This is a genomic window from Acetatifactor muris (genome assembly GCF_024623325.1).
Classification (GTDB): Bacteria; Bacillota; Clostridia; order Lachnospirales; family Lachnospiraceae; genus Acetatifactor; species Acetatifactor muris.
The window spans coordinates 70,809-82,169 of sequence record NZ_JANJZD010000024.1; the positions used below are offsets into that span (position 1 = coordinate 70,809).

General features: G+C 45.3%; 19 protein-coding genes, 1 tRNA gene and 1 pseudogene. 18 read left to right on the forward strand and 3 right to left on the reverse strand.

Features of this window, described 5'->3' with window-relative positions; translation table 11 throughout:
- Nucleotide 1 precedes the first annotated feature (1 nt).
- The 6 genes from NSB25_RS20260 to NSB25_RS20290 all read left to right on the forward strand — a co-directional run bounded on the left by NSB25_RS20260 (nt 2) and on the right by NSB25_RS20290 (nt 3,439).
- Nucleotides 2-253 (forward strand): hypothetical protein, encoded by a 252-nt coding sequence (locus tag NSB25_RS20260; RefSeq protein WP_103241031.1) that lies wholly within the window; start codon nt 2-4, stop codon nt 251-253.
- A gap of 45 nt (nt 254-298) precedes the next feature.
- Complete coding sequence (locus tag NSB25_RS20265) at nt 299-526, forward strand: hypothetical protein (RefSeq protein WP_103241030.1); 228 nt, start codon at nt 299-301, stop codon at nt 524-526.
- Between the two features lie 44 nt (nt 527-570).
- Entirely contained in the window at nt 571-891 is a 321-nt protein-coding gene (locus NSB25_RS20270) for a serine/threonine protein kinase (protein WP_103241029.1), read from the forward strand.
- A gap of 22 nt (nt 892-913) precedes the next feature.
- Entirely contained in the window at nt 914-1,237 is a 324-nt protein-coding gene (locus NSB25_RS20275) for a hypothetical protein (protein ID WP_103241028.1), read from the forward strand.
- An 8-nt stretch (nt 1,238-1,245) separates the two neighbouring features.
- Nucleotides 1,246-3,057: a glucosaminidase domain-containing protein gene (locus tag NSB25_RS20285; protein WP_306817664.1), complete on the forward strand. Its 1,812-nt coding sequence runs from the start codon at nt 1,246-1,248 to the stop codon at nt 3,055-3,057.
- Between the two features lie 118 nt (nt 3,058-3,175).
- Nucleotides 3,176-3,439 carry a helix-turn-helix domain-containing protein gene (locus tag NSB25_RS20290; protein WP_103241027.1) on the forward strand — a complete coding sequence of 88 codons (264 nt, stop codon included), beginning with the start codon at nt 3,176-3,178 and terminating at the stop codon, nt 3,437-3,439.
- 67 nt (nt 3,440-3,506) lie between these two features.
- On the opposite strand, the gene NSB25_RS20295 is transcribed toward NSB25_RS20290, so the two are convergent.
- Nucleotides 3,507-3,950, reverse strand: coding sequence for a gamma-glutamylcyclotransferase family protein (locus tag NSB25_RS20295; protein ID WP_103241111.1), 444 nt, complete (start codon nt 3,948-3,950; stop codon nt 3,507-3,509).
- A 44-nt stretch (nt 3,951-3,994) separates the two neighbouring features.
- Entirely contained in the window at nt 3,995-4,918 is a 924-nt protein-coding gene (locus NSB25_RS20300; protein WP_103241026.1) for an amidoligase family protein, read from the reverse strand.
- A gap of 176 nt (nt 4,919-5,094) precedes the next feature.
- On the opposite strand from NSB25_RS20300, the gene NSB25_RS20305 reads away from it, so the two are divergent.
- Nucleotides 5,095-5,301 (forward strand): helix-turn-helix domain-containing protein, encoded by a 207-nt coding sequence (locus NSB25_RS20305; protein ID WP_242982529.1) that lies wholly within the window; start codon nt 5,095-5,097, stop codon nt 5,299-5,301.
- Nucleotides 5,285-5,758 (forward strand): GIY-YIG nuclease family protein, encoded by a 474-nt coding sequence (locus NSB25_RS20310; protein WP_103241025.1) that lies wholly within the window; start codon nt 5,285-5,287, stop codon nt 5,756-5,758. Before NSB25_RS20305 ends, NSB25_RS20310 begins: the two co-directional genes overlap by 17 nt.
- A gap of 273 nt (nt 5,759-6,031) precedes the next feature.
- On the opposite strand, the pseudogene NSB25_RS30045 reads toward NSB25_RS20310, so the two are convergent.
- Nucleotides 6,032-6,406: pseudogene (locus NSB25_RS30045) on the reverse strand (site-specific integrase); the annotation flags it as partial.
- A 445-nt stretch (nt 6,407-6,851) separates the two neighbouring features.
- Between NSB25_RS30045 and NSB25_RS20315 the strand changes: the two are divergent.
- The 10 genes from NSB25_RS20315 to NSB25_RS20360 all read left to right on the forward strand — a co-directional run.
- Nucleotides 6,852-7,052: a helix-turn-helix domain-containing protein gene (locus tag NSB25_RS20315; protein ID WP_103241024.1), complete on the forward strand. Its 201-nt coding sequence runs from the start codon at nt 6,852-6,854 to the stop codon at nt 7,050-7,052.
- A gap of 30 nt (nt 7,053-7,082) precedes the next feature.
- A complete protein-coding gene (locus NSB25_RS20320; protein WP_103241023.1) occupies nt 7,083-7,379 on the forward strand; it encodes a hypothetical protein in 297 nt (98 codons plus the stop codon).
- A 21-nt stretch (nt 7,380-7,400) separates the two neighbouring features.
- Nucleotides 7,401-7,784: a hypothetical protein gene (locus NSB25_RS20325; RefSeq protein ID WP_103241022.1), complete on the forward strand. Its 384-nt coding sequence runs from the start codon at nt 7,401-7,403 to the stop codon at nt 7,782-7,784.
- Between the two features lie 24 nt (nt 7,785-7,808).
- Nucleotides 7,809-7,883 (forward strand) — tRNA-OTHER (locus tag NSB25_RS20330).
- A gap of 314 nt (nt 7,884-8,197) precedes the next feature.
- Nucleotides 8,198-9,121 carry a radical SAM protein gene (locus NSB25_RS20335; protein ID WP_103241021.1) on the forward strand — a complete coding sequence of 308 codons (924 nt, stop codon included), beginning with the start codon at nt 8,198-8,200 and terminating at the stop codon, nt 9,119-9,121.
- Nucleotides 9,122-9,129: 8 nt separating this feature from the next.
- Nucleotides 9,130-9,405 (forward strand): hypothetical protein, encoded by a 276-nt coding sequence (locus tag NSB25_RS20340; protein WP_103241020.1) that lies wholly within the window; start codon nt 9,130-9,132, stop codon nt 9,403-9,405.
- Between the two features lie 25 nt (nt 9,406-9,430).
- Nucleotides 9,431-10,075, forward strand: a complete 645-nt coding sequence (locus NSB25_RS20345; protein ID WP_103241019.1) for a hypothetical protein — start codon at nt 9,431-9,433, stop codon at nt 10,073-10,075.
- Nucleotides 10,076-10,090: 15 nt separating this feature from the next.
- Complete coding sequence (locus NSB25_RS20350) at nt 10,091-10,408, forward strand: long-chain fatty acid--CoA ligase (RefSeq protein WP_103241018.1); 318 nt, start codon at nt 10,091-10,093, stop codon at nt 10,406-10,408.
- 9 nt (nt 10,409-10,417) lie between these two features.
- Nucleotides 10,418-10,708 carry a hypothetical protein gene (locus NSB25_RS20355; RefSeq protein WP_103241017.1) on the forward strand — a complete coding sequence of 97 codons (291 nt, stop codon included), beginning with the start codon at nt 10,418-10,420 and terminating at the stop codon, nt 10,706-10,708.
- The coding region (locus tag NSB25_RS20360; protein WP_257479306.1) for a single-stranded DNA-binding protein at nt 10,677-11,361 on the forward strand (685 nt) is incomplete at its 3' end. The genes NSB25_RS20355 and NSB25_RS20360, both read left to right, overlap by 32 nt.

Below are 11,361 nucleotides of genomic sequence, written 5' to 3' on the forward strand. Positions count from 1 at the left end.
TATGGAATTAAAGAAGACATTGACGCCGGAAGAAGTTCAGGAAAAACAGCAGGAGATTATCAACCTTATGAGCCAACTTTCCAGCACCCAGAGTGATATTGGGGACTGGAAGATTACCAAGACTTATGAGGCCCGCATGAGAGAGGAAGCAGATCCATATGACACAAAAGCTCTGATGGATGCCCGGCAGGAGGTCAGGGACAGGATCAACGAACTCCAGCAGGAAATTGATGCTGCAGAGCAGGGGCTGTAACTGTAAAGTCGGGGGCTAATTCAGTAGAAAGGAATGGTACTTCATATGGATGAAGATAATTTTTTAGAACTTCTGGATCTCTATATGGATATGGTGGAAAAACAGGATGAAATCATATACCGACTGGGGAAAATTGTTGCCAGGCAGGCGACGGACTTGAAACTCTTACAGAATGACCAGGCGTTTACAGATAAAAAGCTGGAAGAGGATATGGCAATCGTCCGGGAGGTTATGGAGCAGTATAAAGAAACCAGTGCTGAATTAGAGCCGTAAGGCTCTTTTTTAATGCAATTTTTTATAGAGGGGAGGTGAGGATAATGGATCCGATGGCTTTGATTGTGGCCATGAGTATTCCGTCAGCGTTTACAGGTTTTTGCTTTTGGATGCTGCAAAAACATTTGGAGAAGCGGGAAAAAAGGCAGGATGAAAAGGAGGCTGCCAGAGAAAAGAACGAGATACTCATGGTAAAAAGCATTGGGGCGGCAATCGCCCTGGGGGAAGCGACAGCAGAAGCCGTATCCAGGATTCCAGATGCGCATTGCAATGGCGATATGCATGCGGCTCTGGAATATGCCCGGAAAATCAAGCATGAGCAGAAGGACTTTTTTGTAGAGCAAAGCGTACATGAAATCTATTAACTTATCAAACAGGAGGATATTTATGAACATGGAATTTATTATCTCGAATGCATCGGTGATTTTGGTTGTGGTGGCGGTCATCTGCACCCTTATCTCTGTGATCACGGAATTTACAAAGGAGATCGGAATCCTTAACAAGATTCCTACGTCTCTCCAGGTGCTGGCTCTGTCGATCATCATCTGCACAATCGCATTCTTTGCATATATCTCATATGCGGGGATTGCGTTTGTCTGGTATTACCTTGTGGCGGTTGTTTTTGCAGCCTTCCTGGTGGCGATTATCTGCTGTAAAGGATGGGATTACCTGATTGATATCTGGAAACGCTTCTACAGAACAAAGGGATAGGTAAAAATATGTCAGAACAGGAATTTATTCAGGCAGTAAGTGAATGTGCTGTAAAAGATATGGGGGCGAGCGGAATACTCGCCTCCGTTTCTATTGCACAGGCAATTTTGGAATCAGGATATGGAACCACTGAACTTGCTTTGAATGCCAATAATTTTTTTGGCATGAAGTGTTCTTTGAGCGGGAACACCTGGGACAGTGCGTGGGACGGCGTCTCCAAATATACCAAGCAGACAAAGGAACAGGATCCCGACGGAAAAGAATATACCGTCACGGCAGATTTCAGAAGGTACCCGGATATGGAATCAAGCGTAAGGGATCATTCCTGCTATTTGAACGGTGCTATGAATGGAAATACGCTGCGATATGCTGGTCTGAAAGGGGAAAAGGACTATAAAACGGCTATCCAGATAATTAAGGATGGTGGCTATGCCACGGATGTATCGTATGTGTCCAAGGTATGCGGCATCATCGAGAGGTTTTGCCTTACCAAGTTTGATGCAGTGGTTGAATCCACAGAAAGCGAGGAAAAAATGAGCATTACTATTATCGAAAAAATGGCAACACAGAATCCGTGCTATAAAGCAGGCGTTGGCATTACGCTGAAAGGAGGAATGCTCCACAGCGTTGGGTGTCCACAGCCGGATCCTCTGGTTTTTGTAAAGAACTGGCAGCGCAGCAGTGCTTCGGTTTGTGTTCATGCAGTGGTGGGGAAAGATGCTGTTGTGTACCAGCTGCTTCCTTGGAACATGAAAGGATGGCACTGCGGAAGCGGCCGTAATGGCAGCGGAAACAATAGCCTAATCAGTATCGAGATGACCGAGCCGGCCTCGATTAAATATACCGGCGGCGCCACCTGGATCGAAACGGGAAATGGAGCGAACACAAAATCCCATGTGCTGGCCACATATGCCAATGCAGTACAGTTCTTTGCGCATATCTGCAAGAAGTTTGGATTCAATCCGGAGGACAGCAATGTGTTGATGAGCCACCACGAGGGGAATGTGAAGGGGATTGCCTCTAACCATGGTGATGTGGAGCATATCTGGAGCAGATATGGCCTTTCTATGGATCAGTTCCGAAAAGATGTTAAAAAGGCAATGGCCGGCGGAGATATCACAACCGTACCCTGGGTACCTGTGGATATTGCGAGTGATGATACCAGCGGGCAGAAGATCAATGCCTTGAATGGCTCCGTGACAGTCGTCTATAAGGGCGTCGATGGACTGAATATCAGAAAGGCGCCGAGCATCACTGCAGAGGTGGATCAGATTGTGCATGAGGGAACTTTTGTTGTTGCCGGCATTTCTGCAGACGAGAAGTGGTATAAGCTGGAAAGCGGTCTGTTTATCACAGCTATTCCCGATTATGTCTCTTTTAAGGCAACGGAAGAACAGAAAGCAAGTACGGCCGGGACGGGGTATTATCGTGTCCGCACGAATTGGGTAGATTCCGGGAGCCAGATTGGCGCATTTAAAGATCAGAATAACGCCATTGAACTCTGCAAGCAGAATAGCGGGTATAAAGTATTTGATGATTCTGGAAATGAAGTATACCCGTGCATATCTTCCGCCGTAACAGATCGGGAGTTTAAGTTCCAAGTAACCATTTCTGATTTACGAATTCGGAAAGGGGCGGGAACCACTTTTGATTATCACAAGAAGAATGGCCAGGCTGTCTATACCGGCAAAGGTACCTTCACTATCGTAAAGACCAAAGATGGGGCCGGGGCGAAACTCTGGGGATTGCTGAAGTCCTACGAGACTAAGGAAGACGGATGGATTGCCCTTGATGAAGAATATGGGAAGATATTGAACTGATCGGATGCCGCTCCGCTTATCGGTATATGATAGGATATAACTCAAACCGCTATAAAATAACAAAAGGCACATGAGCGTGTCGAAAAATGATATTTTATAGCGGAAGGAGCGGCGACGTATGATAAGAATTTTACTATCTACTAAGCTCGGTGAACTCAGGTGGACGCAAGCAGACTTGGCAAGGGCTACTGGCATCCGGCCAAACACAATCAATGAATTGTACCATGAGTTGGTTGACAGGGTTAATCTGGAACATTTAGATCTCATTTGTGAAGCCCTGGACTGCAAACTCGATGAATTGATTGTGCGGGTGCCGGATGAAAGCCCAAAAGTCCTACATACCAAGAACGGCTCTCTGATTTCATCATCATCTGACAGGTAGTGCTGCAACACTGCCGTCATAAGGAAAGACGTTCATGGAGCGAACGTCTTTTTTTATACCACAAATCTTATGCACATTCAATGGAATTTACTTCCAAAGACTTTTTGAGAATGCTGATATCCATATCATTATCTACATATCCTTGGAGGATGGTTTTGACATATTGGGAAGAAGGTCGGCCGGGCAGCTGCTCTTCATCCATGATATAAACCATGGCTTTCTTTTTTCTCCCGGCAATAGTCACCATGATATCCTTCTTGAAATAGTAGCGAGGATATCCCTCATATATGTCGAGGCGGTATTCATCTATTGGCTGAATCTCCCATACAAGGACCGGCACGGTGGATCCCCGCTTCCTTATGATTGTGGCGTGTGAGTTCGCCTTACGGCCTCTGTAGACCAGCTCCCAGTTATTTAATACTCCCTTTGCATAAACGCTCGCAGAGGGACATCTAGCGGCCATCTGGGCCAGGTTAAGGTTGCTTCCGTATGCAATGTATAATTTTCCCATGATATCTCCCTTCTCCCCGTCATGCCGATAGGTCAGCATATATATTAAGCTGCCCTGCAGGTCATGCCAGCGGCTTTTTTCAAAGGTGTCATAAGGTGCAGCCGGCAAGTCTTGAATTCGTCTCCATACAGGCCGAGCCGGTGAGTGAGGATGTTTCTCATAATGGTAACTTTCTTCTCAGGTGTATATCCGGCCATAGAACGGAATACGATTTTTTCCTGCGATGTGATGGCCCATGCAGATATGGCTAAGCAAAACTGAACATAAGCCTTGATTTTTCCAGCGTGGAGGGTGCTGTTGAAAAGCCTGAATTCTACAGTACCTTTGGAGAAGTAGCTGTGAAGGTTGACGCCGTGATAGCGGGTTTTGTTATAGTGCTCATGGCTAACACCACCGCAATATCCGTCATTTGCACTGCTGTACCAAATCTGTTCTGCCTTTTCTTTTGAAAGGTTTTTATCCTTTTTCATTTCGATAAGGAGCGCGGAATTTAATTTGTGACACCAGTGGTCGGCACGATTCCCGATTTCAAGTGCTTCATAAATCAGATCCTGCCGGGAAGTCATAAAGTTCACCAGCCTCCGAAGAGAATTCGCATTATGATTTGCTCCGTCTACATGGATATGGATGCCACAGCTGCTATGAGATTTTGCTCCGCTTTCACGTAATTTTCTGATGATATTTTGCAAAAGCTCTATGTCCTCATATCCCAGAGGCGGTGTTACGAATTCTACCTTATACTCATCCATTGGAGAATCACTGCCATCATTCCTGATTGAAGTAATTGAGGAATCTCTCATAACTTTCCATTTGCGTGCCGCCTGGTCAGCAATAATACGAGTTTGATAGCAAGTGCTGTCTGGTCTGGATGCCGTGGTCCCGAGAACTTCTGCAACAATGGCAGCTGCCTTTTCTCTTGTGATACCTGTCATTTCTACTTCTACTCCGAATTTCTGATTTTTCAACATGTGTTTGCCCTCCTAAAAGTTTTGATATATTAGAATTTTGTTCTGCGTTCTTGTTATATTCATATTACCATATGCACAGCGAGTGTCAATAGTTTATAGAAAAAAATTTCAAGAAATTAGAACTTTTTCTTGACGTTGAGAATGAACTTTGATAAGATATAAAAGAGGTGATGATTATGATTACATACAAACCACTTTGGAAGACTTTGATTGATAAGGATATGAAGAAAATGGATTTAGTTGAGGACGGAACGGTCAGCAGGGGTACACTTGCGAAGATGGGAAAAAATCAGAAGGTAAGTCTTGATGTAGTGGAACGGATATGCAAACGCCTACAGTGCAAGGTGGAAGAGGTGATCGTTTACGATGAAGATTTCGAATAAGGTGAATGAAATCAGGATTGAAGATATATCTACCGATATAGAACCTTCATGCGTTTATTTAATACGGAATCTGCATAATGGAAAAGCGTATGTTGGCATGGCTTCTGATGCGGTTCGTAGAATAGCGGGCCATTACTATTCTTTGCGTAAAGGAAATCATGATATTAGAGAGTTACAAATGGACTATGATGCTGGCAATGAGTTTGAAATTAAAACGCTGTGCTTTTTCGATAAGAAGGATCACACCAGAAAGACAAAAGCACTGGAAACGTTCTTCATATTGCAGTGTGATGGAGTAAAGAATGGATATAACACAACATACAATTACCCTTCTGCGGAGAGAGCCTATGAGATTGTGGAGAACAATGCGGAATATATCATTGGTTGCCTAAGAAAAAACCGGATAAGGTTCAAGCTGCAATGCGGAATAGAGGATGTGGTGGAGATTACCCCGTGATGTTTTCGTGATGTTAAGAGCAAATCAAGACAGAAGTACAGAGAGTAGGAAACAACAAAATGAGTGGTAGAATAATTTTTTTTAACAATGAAAGTTCTGAAAAACGCCATAACGAAATCGAGTTTGAATAGTAGCCACAAGTCTGGGAAGCCTTATAAATAGGGCATTCCCGGACTTTTTCTTTTGCTCTGCTACTATTTTGCTACTAAACGCAACTACTCTGTTCCGCATCATTTTATTGTAGCTTGCATTTTCCAAACAGTATTTGGAAAATTAAATAACTTTTCTTTGGGGCATAGGGATAACTTTTCCCGGTGCTGTTTCCTTTGGCAGTGGCGCCGGTCCGTATGGAAGTCCTGTATTGGCGCATACTGTATCTGAAGTAGCTAAACTGTCAGCCGTGTCATCATTATAGGAAGTTCCCATAGTTTCAAGTAAAGGGTTACTCGTTGGCGGCTCCGGTGTCGGTGTAACACCAACGGTTGCCGCAAGCTGTTCCAGATTGCTGACAAGTTCCTGCTGTTTGTGCGGAAACAGATGCGAGTAGGTATTCAGTGTTGTGGATACCTTTTCGTGTCCCAGCCTGTCAGCGAGAATAAGTGCATCACAGCCTTGGTTGATAAACAAACTGGCATGTGAGTGGCTGAGAAAATCCAAATGTTTGGATTTTTTACGGCCTCCCTACTGTATAAGACCACTATATCATATTTTTAAACATAAAGCTAATTAAAGTGGATTATACTAGTGTAGTGACATGTTGATATATAGACAAATTATACTGGTAAATACAGCCGTTTTGGTATATACTAAGAAAAAACGGCGGTGATTCCTATGGCAAGACCCAGAAAATATGTAATCAAGCTTACGGAAGATGAATACAAGGAGCTTAAATCCATAATCCGTAAGAAAGCAACTTCAAAAACAATACGCTGCAGATGGATAAGTTTTAAAATTAAATGCGACAAGAGGTATTAAAGCCTCTGCCGCATTTATTTTTTTACGGTAGATAATAGTAAAAGCATAGTGCGGTAGAGCTTAAAAAACTCTATCGCACTATTTTTTTATCCAATAACAGGAAAGGAGCGCGGGGACAATGGCAAGGAAGTACAAAAGGCTAAGTTATGAGGACAGGAAGAGAATAGAGGCTATGTGTAAGGCTGGCAGTAATGCAGAGACTATAGCTGATGCGGTAGGCGTACACAGAGGCACTTTATACCGGGAGCTGCAAAGAGGCGGGGCAGAGAACGGAAAGCGGCAGCAGTACAGCGCAGAACTGGCGCAGCGGGCAATTTAACCAAAGAGGGGACGAAAGAGAGGTAAGACCATGAAAGTATTAAAAACTGGAAAGAGCGCAGGCGGTGTAGATATTCAAATAGAGGAATGGAGCGAAAACTATAGCTTTATGCCGTATGGCAGTACGCTTGCATTTTACCCGAAAAGCAAGGCAACGCATAAAGGGCAGTTTGCGCCGAAAGCAGGGGAAAGTTACCGTTTTAGTTTTGAGTTTCCCAGTAATGAAGAGGCAGAGGCAGCATTTACAGAGCTGGAAAGCGGCAACAGTACATTTACTGACTATCTGAAATACTGGGCTGGAAAGCCGGAATATAGAGACTGTATTTAAGAACGAAAGAGAGGTAGAAACGTGAAAAAAATAGATTTTAAGAAATTGAAAGCAGGGGAACTGGTACAAGTGCCACGTACTCAATTTGCACCGCAACGGTACGGCTGGAATGGCTGGTTATTCAGTGAGGCAGTAGTTATAAGGAGAGCCAGAAATAAAAAGAATAATAAGCCTATGGTAGTAGTGGAAATGCGTACACCGAAAAGCAGCAATGATTACGGAACAATAGAAAAGGCTTTCTATGCAGAGCATGTATTTCAAACAAATGCAGTAGCAATAGCAAAGAAGTTTTTAGCAGAGGATAACGTAACGACTAAAGAGGAATTTTATAAATTTATAGAAAGGGACGACGTGACGGGCTGCGACTGGATAAAGTTTCTGATAGATAAGGGATTTCTATTTTGACATAGGCGGCGCTGCCGCCATTAAGCGCCTTTAATTCAGTGGGAGAATACCGCAGCCGGGCATACAGCGGGGGCGCTGGTTCGATTCCAGCAGGGCGTATTTGTAGCAGGCATGGCGAGCCTGCGGCAGATGCAGCAGGCGAAAAGCTGTTATCTGTATACCGTAGAAAAATAGCAGCGGTCATACCAGCTAGAGAGTATGTAGACGGTCAACAAGTTTTTAAGCAGCTTTTTTAAGGCGAAAAAGCGCCCATACGGTAAAACTACGCCAGAACAGGAGAGCGGCAGCAGTGAAGAGACAGAGAGCGCCGCCCGGAGGGAGAGTTTAAGGGATTTGGCAAGGCAAGGAATATATCACGGCAGCGGCAGCAGGCATACCGACAGCTGCCGCTATAGAAAAGAGGACGGCAGGAAATGAGGGTAGAGCTGATAGACGTAGACGGTCACGGGTTCCCTAATTTGCCACTTATGAAAATATCGGCATATCACAAAAGCCGGGGCGATAGCGTAGGCTGGCATAACCCGCTTACAGCATGGCTTAACCCGCCAGACCGGGTATACATGAGCAAAGTATTTACCTTTACGCCAGATTACCAGCACCCGGTAAATGCGCAGGAGATCATAAGAGGCGGCACAGGGTACAGTTACCCGGACGGCGGCGCAGAGCTGCCGGAAGAGATAGAACACATATACCCGGACTATTCTATTTACTTCGAGAAGATACCAGAGGTAAAAGAAACAGCCTACGGATTCCTTACAAGGGGCTGTCCCAGAGGGTGCGACTTTTGCATAGTGGGGAAGAAAGAGGGGCGGGCTGCAAAGAAAGTAGCTGATCTTTCGGAGTTCTGGCGCGGACAGAAAAACATAGTGCTTTTAGATGCTAACCTATTTGCCTGTAAAGAGTGGAGAGGCTTAAGCGATCAGCTGATAGACAGCGGCGCATGGGTGGACTTTTCGCAGGGCTGCGATATTCGTATTATGACGCAGGAAAAAGCGGGGTACATAAAGCGCATGAAGATAAAACGCATACATTTTGCGTGGGACAGGTACGAGGACAAAGAGGCGATCATACCGAAATTTAAAGAATTTAGGGAAATCACGGGCTGGGAAAGAAAAAAGCTGGGCGTATACGTTCTATGTAATTTCAATACCACTTTTGAGCAGGATTTAGAGCGGGTATATACTCTGCGTGATCTGGGGTATGCACCGTATGTAATGCTTTATGATAAGCAGAATATACCAGCCGGGCATAGGCTTAAGCGCTTACAGCGTTGGGTAAATAACAGAATTATCTTTAACAGCTGCAAAGATTTTGCAGACTATGATTGCAGGAAGTAGGGCAGGGCATGAGGTATGCAGTGATTATTTACACAGATACAACCAGCAAGGCGGCTGTATCTGATTATATGGAACGGTTACACCGGGACAGGCAGAGGGAGCGCAGGCGACAGCAGCGCCGCCAGTATTTCCTTAAGCAGCGCTTAACGGGCATATTCCTTTTATTGTTTACTATTCTGGCGGTTATGCTGACAGGCGGCGACGCAACAATAGCGATCATTACAGTACCGCTGGGGCTGTATCTGGTATTCACTAAGGAAATGGTTATAGATAGCAGTTTTTAGCGGGAAACGAAAGAGAGGTAGAGAAGTGGGAAGAAAGCAGACAGAGGCAGCAGTAGACGAGTACGGATTTAAAAGAAACTATGTAGATGAATGGGGCGACGGTAGCAGGGAAAGACGGGACGAGCGCACACTTATTACGTCGGGCAACTGGGTAATGGTTATTAAGAGCCTGCCAGTAGCGGAGTATGCAGCGCCGCAGCTTTACGGGATTTACTGGGCTGTACCCTTTGTGCGTGAGGGAAAAGCTGCCACTAAAGATAAGCTGGGAAATTGGAGCGGTACGGAGATAAAAACACTGGTAGGAGTGGACGAGTACGGCAGGCAGTGCGCAAAAATCTATACGCCGCATGAAGTAAAGATTTTCCCAGACGAGTACAGCATATTAACGCCAGAGCGCTTAGAAGAGTATAAGCAGGCGGGCTGGTATTTGCAGGAAATAAACGCGAAAGCAGAGCAGCCTTTAAACATGGAGATCATTAACGACGGCAGGGCGCTTGTGGAAGAGGAAAGGGAAATAATTTGGGCGCTGATGTTAGAGGGGCTGACAGAGCAGCAGGCGTGCGAAGAGTATTTTTTAACACACCATACAGATTACCAGAATACAGAAATTTGCTATCTGCCTACGCAAGAAATTTTAGCAGAGGCAATAGCAATATTTGGAGAGAGATAGAAAGCGAGGCAGACAATGAGTGAAGTATACATACGCAGCCAGGACAAAGAGGGGCTTTATACGATCAAAGAATCATGCGGGATAAGGTATAAAGAATTTACAAACGCGGGCATGAAAGAAAACAGAATAATGCTGAATATGGACGCAACATCAATGTACACGCTAGGGATATACGAAAGCAAAGAGCGCTGTATAGAGATCATAGACGAGATACAGAGCGTATGCGGGCGGTATTTATATGCGCCGGGCAACACAGGCTTACTGATAGGCAGCGAGGCTACGCCGCCTATGGCAGCAGTGATACCGCGCTTATATCAGATGCCGGAAAAGTGAGGGGCGCATATGGGAGAAAACGACGGGGAACGCAGCGCACTTATAAATAAATTTTACCAGATATACAGACCGATACAGAAAAGCCACGGTTTAAGGTGTCATATGCACTTTGACATATACGGCAATAACTTTATTGAAATCTGGGAGTATGTGGGAGAGAGGCGCGGGCGCTGTATCTGCAAAGTAAAGGAAGAGGACGAAATAGCGTGCTATAAGCGGGCAATAGAAATATTGATAAGTTATAGCGGGAAAGGAGATCACGCAAAGTATGAGCAAAAAGCGGAACAAAAGGCAGGATAAAAAGCCGGACTTTCTGGCAGACCTTAATGCAGGGATTCTGGACGATCTGACGGAAAGAGGCAGGATAAGCAACGCAGCGGGGCTGGCAGGAGAGCTTACGGAGCTGGAAGAGGTAACGGACATATGCGGGCTGCGGTTCAATGGTTATCTGGCAAAGATCGAGACGAAAAGACCAAGCGGCATTATTGACGAGGTAGCAGTAGCCTTTACAGAGGCGGCAGTAGACCGGGGAAAGACCGGGGACGGGCTGCGGCTTGAAAATTATTTCCTGCCGGGCAGCAGGCTTTTAATATCCGGGCGGCAGCAGGCGCTTAAAGATTTTAAGAGCGGTAAAGTGCTGGTATTCATTCTGGCAGAGTACATAGGCTTAAGCCCTAAAGCAATGCTGCAAAATGACATAGCGCTTATGGGAGAGCTGGCGTATAAGCCTACATACCGGGAAACGCCGAGAGGGAAACGCATTTCTGATATTTTCGTAAAGGTAGAGAATGTGCTTACAGGGACAAGCTGCTATATTCCCTGTATTTGCTGGCAGGAGAACGCGGACGAGGTAGCAGGCTGGCTGCCAGGCGATAAGGTTAAGCTGCTGGGAAGATGCCAGAGCCGGGAATATATGAAAGATGCAGAGGCAGACAGGGAAGTAAAGACGGCAT